17 protein-coding genes are annotated in these 14,941 nt (G+C 70.1%); 8 read left to right on the forward strand and 9 right to left on the reverse strand.

The annotated features are described in order from the left end of the window. Positions 1–16: 16 nt before the first annotated feature. The 7 genes from P1K88_RS16285 to P1K88_RS16315 all read right to left on the reverse strand — a co-directional run bounded on the left by P1K88_RS16285 (position 17) and on the right by P1K88_RS16315 (position 5,662). The gene (locus tag P1K88_RS16285) at positions 17–898 is read right to left on the reverse strand and encodes a hypothetical protein (protein ID WP_276411275.1); all 882 of its coding nucleotides are present in this window, start codon (positions 896–898) and stop codon (positions 17–19) included. A gap of 66 nt (positions 899–964) precedes the next feature. Next, a complete protein-coding gene (locus tag P1K88_RS16290; protein ID WP_276411276.1) occupies positions 965–1,501 on the reverse strand; it encodes an NUDIX hydrolase in 537 nt (178 codons plus the stop codon). A gap of 24 nt (positions 1,502–1,525) precedes the next feature. Further along, a complete protein-coding gene (locus P1K88_RS16295; protein WP_276411277.1) occupies positions 1,526–1,849 on the reverse strand; it encodes a transcription factor S in 324 nt (107 codons plus the stop codon). Between the two features lie 152 nt (positions 1,850–2,001). Then, positions 2,002–2,532, reverse strand: a complete 531-nt coding sequence (locus P1K88_RS16300) for a DUF8135 domain-containing protein (RefSeq protein WP_276411278.1) — start codon at positions 2,530–2,532, stop codon at positions 2,002–2,004. Continuing rightward, the gene (locus tag P1K88_RS16305; protein ID WP_276411279.1) at positions 2,525–3,406 is read right to left on the reverse strand and encodes a hypothetical protein; all 882 of its coding nucleotides are present in this window, start codon (positions 3,404–3,406) and stop codon (positions 2,525–2,527) included. The genes P1K88_RS16300 and P1K88_RS16305 overlap by 8 nt, the downstream gene beginning before the upstream one ends. 84 nt (positions 3,407–3,490) lie before the next feature. Beyond that, on the reverse strand, positions 3,491–4,327 hold the full coding sequence (locus tag P1K88_RS16310) for an RAD55 family ATPase (protein ID WP_276411280.1): 837 nt from the start codon (positions 4,325–4,327) through the stop codon (positions 3,491–3,493). 369 nt (positions 4,328–4,696) lie between these two features. Further along, positions 4,697–5,662, reverse strand: coding sequence for a beta-ribofuranosylaminobenzene 5'-phosphate synthase family protein (locus tag P1K88_RS16315; RefSeq protein ID WP_276411281.1), 966 nt, complete (start codon positions 5,660–5,662; stop codon positions 4,697–4,699). A 180-nt stretch (positions 5,663–5,842) separates the two neighbouring features. Between P1K88_RS16315 and P1K88_RS16320 the strand changes: the two genes are divergently transcribed. The 8 genes from P1K88_RS16320 (at position 5,843) to P1K88_RS16355 (ending at position 13,556) form a co-directional block, all read left to right on the forward strand. After that, positions 5,843–6,691 (forward strand): DUF8073 domain-containing protein, encoded by an 849-nt coding sequence (locus P1K88_RS16320; protein WP_276411282.1) that lies wholly within the window; start codon positions 5,843–5,845, stop codon positions 6,689–6,691. A gap of 61 nt (positions 6,692–6,752) precedes the next feature. Then, positions 6,753–8,495: a dihydroxy-acid dehydratase gene (ilvD, locus tag P1K88_RS16325; RefSeq protein ID WP_276411283.1), complete on the forward strand. Its 1,743-nt coding sequence runs from the start codon at positions 6,753–6,755 to the stop codon at positions 8,493–8,495. A 146-nt stretch (positions 8,496–8,641) separates the two neighbouring features. Next, complete coding sequence (locus P1K88_RS16330) at positions 8,642–8,929, forward strand: hypothetical protein (RefSeq protein WP_276411284.1); 288 nt, start codon at positions 8,642–8,644, stop codon at positions 8,927–8,929. A gap of 69 nt (positions 8,930–8,998) precedes the next feature. Continuing rightward, a complete protein-coding gene (locus P1K88_RS16335; RefSeq protein ID WP_276411285.1) occupies positions 8,999–9,241 on the forward strand; it encodes a hypothetical protein in 243 nt (80 codons plus the stop codon). 81 nt (positions 9,242–9,322) lie between these two features. After that, positions 9,323–11,116, forward strand: a complete 1,794-nt coding sequence (locus tag P1K88_RS16340) for a M61 metallopeptidase family protein (RefSeq protein WP_276411286.1) — start codon at positions 9,323–9,325, stop codon at positions 11,114–11,116. Positions 11,117–11,181: 65 nt separating this feature from the next. Beyond that, positions 11,182–11,334 carry a hypothetical protein gene (locus P1K88_RS16345; RefSeq protein ID WP_276411287.1) on the forward strand — a complete coding sequence of 51 codons (153 nt, stop codon included), beginning with the start codon at positions 11,182–11,184 and terminating at the stop codon, positions 11,332–11,334. A 157-nt stretch (positions 11,335–11,491) separates the two neighbouring features. Further along, positions 11,492–11,818 (forward strand): DUF7977 family protein, encoded by a 327-nt coding sequence (locus P1K88_RS16350; protein ID WP_276411288.1) that lies wholly within the window; start codon positions 11,492–11,494, stop codon positions 11,816–11,818. Between the two features lie 67 nt (positions 11,819–11,885). After that, positions 11,886–13,556, forward strand: coding sequence for a histidine kinase N-terminal 7TM domain-containing protein (locus tag P1K88_RS16355; RefSeq protein ID WP_276411289.1), 1,671 nt, complete (start codon positions 11,886–11,888; stop codon positions 13,554–13,556). Between the two features lie 86 nt (positions 13,557–13,642). On the opposite strand, the gene P1K88_RS16360 is transcribed toward P1K88_RS16355, so the two are convergent. Both P1K88_RS16360 and P1K88_RS16365 read right to left on the reverse strand, forming a co-directional pair. After that, positions 13,643–14,203 (reverse strand): isopentenyl-diphosphate Delta-isomerase, encoded by a 561-nt coding sequence (locus P1K88_RS16360; protein ID WP_276411290.1) that lies wholly within the window; start codon positions 14,201–14,203, stop codon positions 13,643–13,645. A gap of 53 nt (positions 14,204–14,256) precedes the next feature. Next, entirely contained in the window at positions 14,257–14,880 is a 624-nt protein-coding gene (locus tag P1K88_RS16365; RefSeq protein ID WP_276411291.1) for a helix-turn-helix domain-containing protein, read from the reverse strand. Positions 14,881–14,941: the final 61 nt, after the last annotated feature.

Consider the following 14,941-nt stretch of genomic DNA (forward strand, 5'->3'; position numbering starts at 1 on the left):
CGGCGCCAGCGGGACGCTACGGGGGCGTCACGTGAGCGCGGTCCCGCCGGGTCGCCGTCCCGGTCGGTTCCCCGGCCGGCTCCATTCGCAGTGTCGCGTCCTGCCGGTCGCCCGGCGCGTCGAGCAGGTAGGTCGTCACCGTCGGTGCGTCGGCATCGTAGGGGCTCTTCGCGTCGAAGGTCCGGCGCACGGACTCGCCAGGACCCAGTTCACCGGCGAGTCGCCGGACGGGGGCGAAGGCGACGCGAGGGCCCGACCGATTCATCGCGAGGACGTACCGGCCCCCGCCGTCGCCGACGTTGGTCACCGAGACCGTTATCTCGGGGTCGTCGTCGGGCCCGACCTCCGTCGGACCGTCCAGCGAGACGGCGAACCCGGGGAGGCGGGCCGTCAGACGCTCGCGGACCCGGTCCGGCGGCGTCCACGACCCGCCGGGCCACTCGAGACCGACGGCGTCGTCGGCACCGACCGCCGAGAGCGGGAAGACGAGCGGGCCTCCCGCCGACCCGTAGCGGACCCGCCAGTTCCCGTCGCGGTAGAGCCCGTTGGTGAACGTCGCGGGCCGGACGACGTCGTCACCGACCCGGAGGGCGAACGCCTCCCGCTCGGGTGCCGGGCCGTCGACGCCGGCGGACACCACGAGGTACCGCTCGGCGTCGTCGAACACCCCGATGGAGTCGGGGCTGTCGGGGCCGACGACCCCCTGCTGGACGGCAGCCGACTCGACGGTGACGGTCCCCACGTCCGTACGCGTCCCCGTCCCGTCGTCCGTGTCGATGTCCGGTGGTGGTGCGGGCGTCAGGGTGTCGGTCCCGTCGAGCGACCCGCCGGTCAGCGACACACAACCGGGCGTCGCAAAGAGGGACCCACAGAGCGCGAGGAGAGCGCGGCGCTTCATACACACGCCTTGGCACGGCCCGTGTAAGAGGGTTCAGGTCGCTTCAAGCGGGTTTTGAGTGACCTCTCACTCGCCCTCGTCGGCCACCTTCCGCGCGGGGACCTCGTGGAGGCGGTCCGGGAGCGTCCCGAACCAGCGCGCCTCGAGCACCCCGTCGGCGCCGGCGGTCACGTCCTCGCTCGTCGCCGCGGCCTCGAACTCGACGGTGAGCATGTGCAACCGCTCTGCGTCGTCGGCGGCCTCGACCACGGTCTTCCAGCGGGCGAAGTAGATGCTCGTGAGGTCGCACTCGACGCCCGTCGTCTCGCGGACCGCGCGCCGGGCGGTGTCCCCGAGGTTCTCGCCGGGGTCGTGGGCCCCGCCGGGCGTCCCCCAGGTGTCCGGCGCGCCTTCGTGCCGGATGAGCAGGACCTCGCCGGCGTCGTTCTCGACCCACGCCCCGGCCTCGCCGAGCCACCCCTCCTCGGCGAGTTCGCGCCCGCCGGAAAACAGGTCGGGCTCGTTGGTGGCCGTCTCGCGTTCGACGGGGACGTCGCCGTACACGTCGACGAGGCGTTCGAGTTCGGCCCTGACGGCCTCGCGGGTCCGGGCTTCGAGTGTCATGGGGGAGAACGGCCCCGCGGGGAGTTAATTGTACTCTCTCCAGCGGTGGCCACAGTCCTGGCACTTGAAGAATCGCGTCGGCGGTTCGTCGGCCGACCCGGTCTGTTTGATCGTGTACCAGGCCTTGCCGTGGCCACACTCGTCGCAGGTCACGTCGTTCGCGGTCGGCTTGCCCTCGAAGTTCGCGCCTTCCTCGGTCTCGATGACGTCGTCGTCGCTCTGTTCGTCCGTCGTGACGAACGCGGCGGCGCGGTCGGTGTCTTTCTCGACGCGGGCGCCACAGGACTGACAGACCATCTCGTCCCCGTCGGCGTGCATCATGGACCCGCAGTCGTCACAGAACTGCATGGCCGGAGTTGCGGGTGCCGGCGGCAAAGTCGTTACTGCTCGGCGGCGCGGGCCCCGACGCGCGGTACATCTTCGGGGACGTCCCTGCCCGTCGACGGCGGCTGGACGACCCGCGTCGGCGCCGACCCGCGGCGGAGACAGCCGGCCGGGACTCACTCCTGGTCGGCGAGTTCGCGCTGTTCGGCGACGACCGGACAGTCCAGCAGCCGGACCTGTTCCATGTCGGTGAACTCCAGAATCTCGGTTCCCTCGTTGGAGCAGTGGACGTCCGGCGGCGCCGAGAAGTGTTCGCACTGCTCGCAGTAGCGGTGTTTCGACACCTCCGCGTAGCGCGACCCGGAGGCGGCGTCCGAGAGGTCGGCGTCGCCGGTTATCTGGGCCCACACGCTGTCGGCGTCGATGGTGCCGACGTCCACGCGCTCGAAGACGCTCTCGTCGCCGAAGGGGTCGCCCTCCCGCCCCGCCATGTCGCTGAACGGGTCGTCGACGTCCGGGGCCGTCTGCTCGACCGAGGCGTCGTCTCCGGGACCCAGGTCGGCGAACGGGTCGCCGGTCGCCGTCGCGTCGGCCTCGCCGTCCCCGTCTTCGTCCGCGTCGTCGTCGGGCCGCTCGAAGGCCTCGAACGGGTCGCCCTCCCGGTCGTCGACCGGGTCGAACGCCTCGAAGGGGTCGTCGTCACTCATCGGTATCGCCCGCCTCGAGCTGTGCGGCGGTCACGAGCCGCGCTTTCTTGCGGAAGATGCCACCTTCGGGGCGGACGTCCGAGACGGTCGACCCGCAGTGGGGACACTCCGGGTCCGTCAGCAGGCTGACGTCGACGCGCTCCGAGCAGTTCTCGCAGGTCGCCGTCGAGATGCCCTCCTGGGCCGCCGCCCGCTTGATGCGCTCGACGGCCTGCTGATGGGCGTCCCGCCCCCCCACGTCGCTCCGGAGGTCGCTGACGACCCACGCGACCCGCTCGAGGCGGTCCTCGGTCTCCTCGAACCGTTCCTCCAGGTCCGAGAGCCCCTCCTCGGTCTCCTCGCGGTGGGACTCGACGTCCGCACGGAGCGACTGGACCGCCGCCGAGAGGTCCCAGATCTCCTCTTCCAGCTCCGGGAGCGTCTCGAGGGCCTCGTGGTCGTGGTCCGCCGGCGCCTTCGTGTCCAGTTCCCGTTTCAGCTGGATGACCCGCTCGCGGACGTCGTCGAGCTTCTCCTGGAAGTCGCTCTCGACGCGCTCGAAGCGGCCGTCGAGGCGACTCTCGACGGCGTCGGCGAGATCCGGGAGTCGGTCGCCGACCGCGGCGTCGAGACGGTCGTCGACGGACGCGGCGGCAGCCGCGTCGATGCGGTCCCCCACGGACTCCTCGACGGCCGCCTCGAGGTCGACGTCGACGAGCGAGGACAGCGGCCGGTCCCCCTCGAGCTCGATGGTGGCGCGGTACGACGCCAGCAGCTGGGTAACGAGAACCTCGCGGGTGACGCCGAGCTCGGCGGCCTGTTCGTCCAGCCACTCGTCGAGTCCGTCGGACAGGTCGACGGTGACCACCCCCTCCTCGGTCGGCTCACTCGCCATTACGCGTTATTTACCTCAGGCACAGTGATAAGCGTTGTCCGCCGATTTCAACGAACGAGACTCGTGACGGCTCGTACGGCGTGCTTACCGTATCTTGCGGACGTCGCTGATGTCGAAGCCAGCGTCGCCCAGCTCCGTCTCGAACTGGACGATGTTCTCGTCTTCGATCTGTGAGAGGACGCCCCGGAACTGCTTGACCACGAGCGTCCGCGCCCGGGTGGACCCGCCGGAGGCCCACGCGAACTCGAGGGTCCCGTGGGCGGCGTCGGAGAGCTGCCCGTGTCTGACGCTCGAGAGCGTCTGGGGGTTGACGTGCAACAGGATGAGACCGCCCCAGTCGAAAGCCGCCTTCTGGAGGCCCGCGACCAGAAAGGAGATGTCGGTCCAGTCGACGTCCTCGCCCAGCGTGCCGACGAGGTCCGACAGCGAGTCGATGACGACGAGGTTGCCCGGGGCGACCTCGCTGAGCGTCATCCCGAACGCCTCGAGCAGGTCGGTCCGCTCGTGGCGCGCCCGCAGGTCCTTGATGTTGGGCGTCTGGTCGGCGTACCACTGGCGGGGCACCGGGCTCATGTGGAAGTACCGCTCCGACAGCTCGTGGAACTCGATCCCGTCCATCCCGGCGGCGACGAGCTCGTCGTCCATCTCCATGCGCAGCTCGGCGCCCAGCTGGGCCTCGCTCGCGGTGAAAGAGAGGTAGTGGATCTCGTCGGGCGGGACGGCGTCGGCCGCCAGCGACCCGTAGTGCAGGTCAAACAGGTCCTCGTCGACGTGACCCAGCGCGTTCATCACCGCGCTCGTGTGCATGAACTCCCGGGACCCGGCGCCGGCCTCGCCCGAGAGCAAGACGACGCTCCCTGCCGGTGCACCACCCTTGATGACCGAGTCCAGCTGCCGGACCCCGAACGGGAGACGGTCCATACACCCACTGGCCCACACGAGTGCATAAACGCTTGGCCTGCGGGGCGGGTGGTGGCTACGGTAGCAGCGGTCGGTGCAGAGAGCCTGGCCGGACGCCGGGCAGACGGGATTGTTCGAAAGACGCGAGGCGTCGTTCGTGTTGCGCGTGGGCTCTCACAGAGTCCCTCGTACCTGCGAACGGACCAACGACCCGTGAGCAGACGCCCAGCGACCGGCGGCGCTCGAACCACGACCTCGGGGCGGAATCGCGACCACGCGTGGCAGAGCCCTCCCGAGTCGCGGGGCGCCACCGCCCGGGCGAGAGCGACGGCCCCGACCCGGTCAGTCCACCGCGTCGCGAATCTGACAGGTCTGGGGACTCAGAGTCGGTCACTCGCGGAGGAGCGCACCGTCGTTCCGCGGCGCGACGACCTGTACCCTCCCGTCGACGCCGGCCGACTCGAGGGCCGCCTGCCCGGCCGCACGGCCCGCGTCGACGTGCTCGGCGGCCGTCAGTCCCCATACCGCCGGCCCCCACGAGGACTGTCCGGCGCCGGTTATCGCGGGTTCGTCGCCGAGTCGCTCGACGAGTTGGCCGGCTGGCGGCCGGTAGACGCCGCCCTGCTCGTCGGCGTACCAGGCCCCGTTGAGTCGGCCGAGGCGGGCCGCCGCCTGGCCGAACCCGCGACGGTCGCCCGTCGCGACGGCGGGGAGCAGCTGGCGGGTCAGCAGGGTCGCGATCTCGTCGGCGATGCCGGGGTCGGCCCGCTCGACGGCCTGGCGCATGCTCCGGTCTTCCTCGGCCCCGCTCTGCCCGGGACCGACGTCGGGCACGACGAGGACGAACCGCCAGTCGGTCGGCAGGTCGTGGTGAGCGACCACCGGTGGCACGTCCCAGTCGCCCTCGGCCGGCGGTTCGGCGGTGAAGCGCTCGGTCGGGTGGCCCCCGTCGGCGACGAACCCGCCGTGTTCGAACGTGGCGACGCCGACGCCGCTGCGACCGCCCCGGCCCAGCGCGGGCGCCAGGCGCCGGACGTCGACCGCTCGGCCGTACGCCCGGCCGACGGCGACGACGGCGGCCAGCGCGAGCTGGGTCCCGCTCCCGAGGCCGACGTGGCGCGGGTAGCGCTCGTCGACGGTGACCGCGGCCCCCTCGACACCGAGTTCCGCGACGGCCCGGCGGACGTACGGTGCCACGTCCTCGTCGGCACACGTCACGCCGTCGGCCCGTTCGGCCTCGAGGACGAGCCGTGGCTCCGCGAGCGCCAGGCCGACCCCGCCGTAGAGTCGCTCGTGTGCCAGCGCGAGGTTCTGGAACCCGAAGTGGAGCCGCGCGGCCGTCGATACCGTCACCATACGCGGCGGTTCGAGACGCCCGGAAATCAAGGTAGCGTCTTGCGGAGCCGCCGTTCCGGTGGTACGTGAGTGGCGACTGTCCGGGAAATATTGTGATTCTGACAGCGGGTCGAGTGACGATACACGGCTGACAGAACCGGCGAAAGGTACATCATCTCCAGCAGAATCTCTCCGGAGGGCATGTCGATTGATGCCTCGCTGCACGCGCTCGCTCGCCTCCTCGAGGACCAACGGGCGGAGGGCGTGGACGTAGAGAGCGTGTCGGCGACGACGGAGGGCGAGGACCCCTCGACCACGATGCGGGTGGCGCTCCCGTTCGACCTCTCGACAGGGGCCGAGACCATCGACGTCGCCGACGCCGAGTACCGCGACGGCCGCGTCTGCGTCGACGTCTCGATGACGTTCGACGTCGCCGAGTTGTCGGAGCAAGCACCGGTGGAACCAGCGGTCGCCGAGCAGTCCGACAGTGGGGACGACGCGCCGAGCGGACCACCGCCGTACAAGGACCCCGAACTGCTCCGGGAGGTCTACGAGACGTACGACTCGTTCGCGGAGATGACCGAGGCGCTCGACGTGGACGTGACCGCCCAGACGGTGCGCCGGAACATGATGAAACACGGTATCCACGAACCCAGCACCTCGAACAGCGAGTCGGATGCCGACGACGCGGCCGACGAGACGCCGGAGAGCGACGAGGCGGCGGCCGAGGGGGACGACGACACGGAGCCGACCCCACTCGCCGAAGCCGACGACGGGACGCCGGAGTTCGAGGGGGTCGACCTCCCCGAAGGCGTCACGCCCGAGTCGGTCCGGGACGCCGTCGCGGCGTCGAGTTCGCTCCACGGCGTCCAGCTCGCGCTGGACCTGGAGATGAAAGCAACCCGGCAGTTGCTCCAGGATCTCGGCGTGCTCACCTACGTCACCGGCCGGCTCGCCGACCGCGAGGACAAACCGGACCCGAGCGAGATCGAGCGCCGGATCTACGACTCGCTGGCTGCCCACGCCGACGGCGGCGAAACCGAGGAGTGAGCGGCGCGGGACCGAACACGATAGTCCGTGTCCTTAAGGTGCCCGGCGGCAACTCCCGAACATGAGCCAGCAGGACGGCCGCGAGCGTCCGGGCAAGGACCCGGACCTCCCGAGCAACGACGTGACAGAGGGGACCGAACGCGCCCCGCACCGAGCGATGTTCCGCGCGATGGGGTACGACGACGAGGACCTCGCATCCCCGATGGTCGGCCTCGCCAACCCGGCGGCCGACATCACTCCCTGTAACGTTCACCTAGACGACGTCGCGGACGCCGCCTACGAGGGCGTCGACGACAACGGCGGGATGCCCATCGAGTTCGGCACCATCACCATCTCCGACGCCATCTCGATGGGGACCGAGGGGATGAAGGCGAGCCTCATCTCCCGGGAGATCATCGCCGACTCCGTGGAACTGGTCGCCTTCGGCGAGCGCATGGACGGCCTGGTCACCGTCGCGGGCTGTGACAAGAACCTCCCGGGGATGATGATGGCCGCCATCCGGACGGACCTCCCGAGCGTCTTCCTCTACGGCGGCTCGATCATGCCCGGCGAACACGACGGGCGCGAGGTCACCATCCAGAACGTCTTCGAGGGCGTCGGCGCCGTCGCCGAGGGCGACATGAGCGAGGACGAACTCGACGAGATGGAGCGCCACGCCTGTCCCGGTGCGGGCTCCTGTGGCGGGATGTTCACCGCCAACACGATGGCATCTATCTCCGAGGCGCTGGGGCTGGCCCCGCTCGGATCGGCCGCCCCGCCCGCGGAACACGAGGAGCGCTACGACGTGGCCGAACGCGCCGGCGACCTCGTGCTGGACGCCATCGAGCACGACCGCAAGCCATCGGACATCCTCACGAAGGAATCGTTCGAGAACGCCATCGCCCTGCAGGTGGCCATCGGCGGCTCGACGAACGCCGTCCTCCACCTGCTCGCACTCGCGGCGGAGGCCGACATCGACCTCTCCATCGAGGAGTTCGACGAGATCTCGCGGCGGACGCCCAAGATCGCGAACCTCCAGCCAGGCGGTACCCGCGTGATGAACGACCTCTTCGAGGTCGGGGGCGTCCCGGTCGTCGTCCGCCGTCTGCTCGAGGCCGACCTGCTCCACGGCGACGCGATGACCGTCACCGGCCGGACCATCGCTGAGGAACTCGCCCACCTCGACGAGCAGGGTAAACTCCCCGACGACGACGCTATCGACGAGGACTACCTCTACACGGTCGACGACCCCTACCAGGCGGAGGGCGCCATCAAGATCCTGACCGGCAACCTCGCGCCCGACGGGGGCGTCCTGAAGGTGACCGGCGACGACAAGTTCCACCACGAGGGCCCGGCCCGCGTCTTCGAGGACGAGGAAGCGGCCATGGAGTACGTCCAGACCGGCGAGATCGAGTCCGGCGACGTCATCGTCATCCGCAACGAGGGGCCACGCGGCGGCCCCGGGATGCGCGAGATGCTCGGCGTCACCGCCGCCGTCGTCGGCGCGGGCCACGAGGACGACGTGGCACTCTTGACCGACGGCCGGTTCTCCGGTGCGACCCGCGGCCCGATGATCGGCCACGTCGCCCCCGAGGCCTACGTCGGCGGCCCCATCGGTGCCCTGCAGGACGGCGACACCGTCACCGTCGACATCCCCGACCGGACGCTCGCGGTCGACCTCTCCGACGAGGAGATCGAACGGCGCCTCGAGGCACGCGGCGAACCGGACCCGCCCTACACGAACGGCGTGCTGGCGAAGTACGAGCAGGCGTTCGGGTCGGCAGCCAACGGCGCGGTAACCAACCCCGGCGCGAAGTGGGACTGAGCTGACCGTCCCGCGCATCCGGCGCGGTTTCCCGCGAATCGCGAGCGATTCGCGCTTTTCCCCAGGTTTTTGCGGAGGGGGTGTGAGCGGCGCAACCACCCCGACGCAAAAAGTGGAACCGGCTCGGTGACCGACCCCGGCGCGGAGTGGGACCGAAGCGGGCCGCCGCCTGGTGGGCAGTCGTTGAGCGTGACGGTGCCTGCTCGTACCGCCGTGGCGCTGCCGCCGGCGCGGTGACCGCGCTCGGGACGACGTTGTGCTGGTTGGTCGTCTACGCGTTCGTGTGGGGACCGCGACTGGTGGCGACTGGCGGCATCCTGATCGCAGTCGTCCTCGTCGTGACCGTGCCGACGGCGGCGCTCGTCATGCTCCCGTTGCTGTACGTGCGCCGGCAGCGGAGCGCGGAACCGGCAGGCGCCAGCACCGCCTCGTAAGGTCCCGACGGGGGCCGGCGACGTCCGCGAGTCACAACACCCGAATAGCAGGGGCACGTAGCTGGGAGTGTGTCAGAGACGTACGTCTGTGCCAGGTGTGAAGCGACCGTCGAGCGAGAGTTCGCCGTCAAGTCGCTCATCCGCACCTGTGCCGAGTGTGGAGAACACGGTCGGTTCGTCCACGAGTCGCTGCTCGAGTCGCTGACCGAGATTCCGGCGGAAGAGCGCCCCGACGAGTGGGAGGAGATGACCCTCGACGACCGGTTCATGGATGCGGTCAAGCGCGGCCTTATCCAGATAACGCGCGGGTGAGCCAGTTCGGCACTGGGGCCAGTTTCGTCGCTGATAGCCGGGGGCCAAGATATTAACCGACCACCCGAGGAGGGCAGCTGGATGAGCTGGCACGGGATGGCGGTGCTCGTCGGGCTGCTCCTGGTGACGTCGGCCGTCGGGCCTGCACTCGCACAGCCGACGGATGGGGTGGGCACGGTGGAACCGGGCGAATCGCGGGCGCTGGCGGCGAGTCAGCCGGTACTCTCGCCGACGTACACGTTCGAGCGGCTTCCGGACGACCCGGGCGTCGTCCGCGTCACCGTCTCTGTCGACCCGCCGGCGACGCTGTCGAAACTGAAACTGTACCTCCCGGCGGACGCCGTGGTGACCGGCGACCGTGGCTTCGCGAGCGAGACGGAAGACGGCCGGACCGTCCTGACGTGGGACGGGCAGCCTTCGGATCCGAGCGTCACGTATCAGGCCTCGGCGATGCACGGTGACGGGTTCGGGCGCTCGGGCTACGGCACCGACGAGTGGGCACAGTTCGGCACTGGGGCGGTGACGCCGTCCGCCAGATGGTGGTATACGGGCCAGCAGCCGGTGTTCGAGCCCGAGTACCGCGTCGCCGACGGGCAACCGGGGGTCGCGACTGACTTCCGGGTTCATCTGGGCCCCCACGAGACGTTCCGCAACGAGACCGACGCCGGGGCCGTCCGTGTCGTCGTTCCGGACCAGGCCGACCTTCGGGAGAACCGGACGGCCATCGAGACGACACTCCTGGCCGGGATGCGTGAGCTCCGCATCGCGCCGCGCACGGACGACCTCACGGTCTTCGTCGCGCCCGATCCGATACGGGGCGGCGGCGCGGCCGGGTCGTCGGGGTCCTACTGGGTGCACGAGGGCAGTCAGACGGGCACGCTCGACAACACCTGGATACACGAGTACGTCCACGAGCGCCAGGCCTACGACGCCAGTCGTGAGATGGCGTGGATCGACGAGGGGAGTGCCGAGTACTACGCGGCGTTCGTCGCCCTGCGCACCGGCGGCGTCACCTACCGGTCGTTCCGCCAGCACGTCACCGACACGACCGACGCCGGGGCGGACCTGACGGCCCCGGAATCGTGGTCCGACGCAGACGTCGAGTACTCGAAGGGGGCCCGCGTCGTGGCACTCCTCGACGCGCGCATCCAGCGGGAGACCGACGGCGAGCAGACCTTCCAGCAGGTCATGTACTGGATGAACAGCCACGACGGCGAGATTACCCGGGCGGTGTTCGCCGACATCGTCGAGCGGGTGGCCGGCCGGAACCTCGATGCGCTCCTCGACCGGGTGATGACCGGGCGCCACGACGAGACGCTGCCCGACGATCCGTGGCTGTACGCCGGCGTGCGCATCGACGACCACGACGACGACGGCCTCACCAACGACGAGGAGCGGGCGGCAGGGACCGGACCGTTCACCCCGGACACCGACGGCGACGGCCTGAGCGACGGCCGCGAACTCGCGGTCGGGACCGACCCCACAGTCGGGGACACCGACGGCGACGGCCTGAGCGATGGCCGCGAACTCGCGGTCGGGACCGACCCGACGGTCGCCGATACGGACGGCGACGGCCTGCGCGACGCCGAGGAGGTGGCCGGTGAGACGGACCCGACGGTCGCCGATACGGACGGCGACGGCCTGCACGACGGCCGCGAGGACGAACTCCGGACCGACCCGACCGACGCCGACACCGACGGGGACGGCACCGACGACGCGGCGGAGGTAAAGGCGGGCACCGACCCGCTGGCCACGCCGACCGCCACCGCCGGCGGCGCGGTCGGCGTGTTCTCGATGTGGGACGCGGCCGAGCGCGCGCTCCCGGTGGTCGGAGTAGTGCTGGCGCTGGTACTGTTCGTCCTGCACCGCGGGTAGTCGGCTCTTAGTTCATCGTCGTTCGTCCGAAAATTTCATCCATTCACCCCTGGATACGGTCGTCGATGAGCGGGCTGTATCATCTGGTCTGTCGGGAGTGTGCGTTCGAGAGCATCTTCCCCGAACACGACGCCGCGCTCGACGAGCAGGACGGCCACGGCGAGACGTACGGCCACAGGACAGCGCTGGTCGACATCGGTGACGGGCCGCCCGAGTAGACGCGCCGGACCGCCAGCGTTTTGCGCTCGCTGGTCCGACAGCGAGGTATGGAGGCAGTGCAGGACGCGGGACACGCACACCGGGCGGTTTCCAGCGGCGCCCGTGGCGTCCGCGAACGGGCCGGGGTCGTCACCGCAGGGCCGGACGGTGAGTCCGGTGGCTGATTCGGACGCGGCGACCGGCGAACGAGAGACCGAGACCGGGACCGACACCGAAGGGTACGTCCATCGCCCGAGCGGGGAACCGCCGAAACAGGCCGGCACGAGCGACGAGTTCGGCTGGCACGGGTGGACGCTCGTCGGGATGGTCGTCGTGGCGTTCCTGATCGTCCCCGGCGCCATCCTCGTGCTCCCGGCCGCCCAGGGTGTCGTCGCGTCGCTCGGCCTGACGCTCAGGGCGGCGTACCTGACGCTCCCGCTGGTGCCCGCGTTCCTGCTGGCGGCCATCGCCGTCTGGTCGGCGCTGCGCTCGCGGGCGGAGTGACGCCGATTTTCAACCCGTGTAATCGCCGAGGAATCCTTATCAGGGCGTCCACGGTAGACCGACCAACATGGCGCTGGCGACTCTCGCGGCCGTCCTGCTCGCGTCCGTCGTCGGTATGGGCGTCGCGTTCCTGGTCTGGCTCCATCGCGACCGGCCCGGCGCCGGCCCGCTCGCGACGTTCGTCGTCGCCGCGAGCCTCTGGACGATCGCCTACGGGCTGGAACTGGCCGTCCACGACCTGGCGACGATGCAGTGGCTCCTCCAGATCCAGCTGACGCTGTCTGTCGTCGTGCCCATCGCCTGGCTCGTCGCCGTCCTCGAGTACACCGGCCACCCACACTGGTTGAGCCGGCGCCGGGTGGGTCTGCTGCTGGTCGAACCGGCCGTCTTCGTCACGCTGGTGTGGTCCAATCCCTCGCACGGCCTGGTCTGGCGCGGGCTCGAGACGGCGAGCCGCGGCGAGTTGAGCGCGCTCGCGCCTGTCTGGGGGCTGGTCCGCTGGGCCCACCTGGCGTACGTCCTGGCGCTGGTGCTGGTCGGGGCTGTCCTCCTCGCGCGGTTGATGATGCGGACGAACCAGCTGTTCCAGACCCAGGGCGTCGCGCTCGTGGCCGTCATCACGGTACCGATGGCCGCCCACTCGCTGCACCTGCTCGCGGTGCTCCCCCCCTCGTTCGATCCGACGAGCCTGGGCTACGTCGTCTCGGGGGTCGTCCTCTCGGCGGCGATCCTCGGCGGGCAGTTGCTCGACGTGGCGCCGGTCACCCGCGATCTGGGACGGGAGGCCATCCTCGAGGAGATGGACGACAGGGTCGTCATCGTCGACGAGGCCGGGCGCATCGTCGACGTCAACGCCGCCGCCGCGGACCTCTTCGGCGCCGACCCGGTCGCCCTGCTGGGCCGCCTGCTCGAGGACGAGCGGCCCGAACTGGCCACAGCCATCCCCGGCCTCGACGAGCACGCCCACACCGAGACGCGCCTCGAACACGACGGCGCGGTCCGCTACTACGACGTCCGCGTGACACCGCTGTACCGGACCTACGGTGCGGTCTCGGGGCACCTCGTCAGCCTGCGGGACGTCACCGAGCGCCGCCAGCGAGAGCAGCGCATCACGGTCCTCAACCGCTTGCTCCGCCACGACATCCGCAACGAGATGAACGTCGTCCGGGGCAACGCCGACCTGCTCGCGGACCACGCCGACGCCGACGGCCACGAGCGCATCGACCGCATCCTCTCGACGGTGGACGAGGTGGTCGACCGGAGCGACAAGATCGGCGCCGTCTCCGAGGCACTCGAATCCGAGACGCCCCGGCCGCTGACCGTGGCGGACCTCGTCGACCCCGTCGTCACCGAGGCGCGTCAGCGCTACCCGGATGCGGAGGTGGTCTGTGACTGCCCGGACGGCCTTCGCGTGCTGGCCGGGCCGTCGCTGACGCTCGCCTTCGAGGAACTGGTCGACAACGCCGTCGAACACAGCGCCGGCCCCGTAACGGTGACCATCGACGTCGAGGCAGGCGACGATGGGGTGAGCGTCCGCGTCCACGACGACGGGCCGGGCATCGCCGACCACGAGCGCGAGGTCATCAACGCCGGGGAGGAGACGCCGCTCCAGCACGGGTCGGGGGTCGGTCTGTGGCTCGTGAAGTGGGTCGTCCGGAACGTCGGCGGGACCATGTCGTTCGCCGACGGGCCGGGGACGACCGTCGAGATCGAGTTGCCCCGGGCCGACCAGGGGTGAGGCGGCGACGAGACCGAGCGCCGCGAGGACGTCCCAGAGGACCCGGCGAACACCGTGCGCTCACGGATTCGGGCCGTGAGATATGGCTAGCGGTCGTCGTCCCGTCGCATGGCGATCTCGAACCAGGGACAGAGGCGCAGTTGCCGGTAGTACTCGGGGTGGTCCTGCAGGCGGTCGTAGGGGACCCACATGAGGCCGTCGACCTCCTCGGGGTTCGGGTCCAGCGTCGTGTCGGTCAGCGTCGCCTGCAGGACCGCACAGACCTCCCACTCGAGGCCGGCGTTCTCGTAGTAGCGCTTGTACTCGAAGCGATCGGTCACCCGGAGGTCGTCGTACTGGTCGGGCGAGATTCCCAGTTCGTCGTCGAGTCGTTCCTTCGTCGCCTCGACCTGGCTCTGGCCCTCGACGGGGTGGGAGGCGACGGTGCCGTCCCAGTGGGTGTCCCACAGGCGCTTGGTCGCGGCCCGCTGGGCGAGCAGCACGTTGTCGTCCTCGTCGAACAGGAGCGCCGTGAACGCCCGGTGACGGATGCCGTCGCCGGTGTGGGCCTCGAGCCGGTTGACCAGTCCCTGCTCGTTGTCGTCGGCGTCCACCGCGATGACGTCCTGCTCGGCGTTCTTGTGTGTGCCGTCGGCGTCGGTGCTCATATGTCAGCACAATCTCGGAGGGGATTCTTACGCGCTTCGACTTCCCGCGCGGGTCAGCGCTCGTCGACGAACTGCTTGATGATCTTCTCCTCGGCCCGGTGGAGCGTCTCGCTACAGGTGGACTTCGCGATGCCGACGGCCTCGGCCAGGTCCGTCAGCGAGCAGTCCCGTGGCGTGTCGTAGTAACCCTGCTCGACGGCGGCTTCGACGAGTTCCAGCTGGCTGTCGGTGAGCAGCTGTTCGGACTCGATACGCTGGTGGAGGCGCTCGACCTGAAACGGGATGCCGAACTCGTCGAGCTGGTCGCCCAGCTGTGAGAGTCGTTCCTGGGGCGCCGTCACCTCCCAGGAGGCCTCGCCGTCCTCGAGCGTGAAGGGCATCTCCAGCGGGATGCCCGAGCCCTGGACGGGAAAGAGCAGCAAGGGCATCGACGTCTCGAACTGTATCAGCGCCGTGTCGTCGCGGTGGGAGAGGATCTTCATCGAGGTCACCACGTCGCGCCGTTCGACGTCGGCAAGCACCGCCGGCAGCTCCGTCGCGGTCACCTCGGCGAGGCCGACGCCAGACTCGTCGCCCGGCAGGGCCGCGAGGATGCGGAAGGTGACGTCGTGGCTCCGCGAGATGTCGCCGATCCAGGTCCCCTCCGGTATCGTAAGCGAGAGTTCTGCGCGTGGCATCGTGTGTCCGAATATATTCCCCTACTATCGAGGGTGTGTTCCCGAACATGTTCGTATTGTC

Origin of the sequence: Haloarcula halobia (assembly GCF_029338255.1) — an archaeon.
GTDB lineage: Archaea > Halobacteriota > Halobacteria > Halobacteriales > Haloarculaceae > Haloarcula > Haloarcula halobia.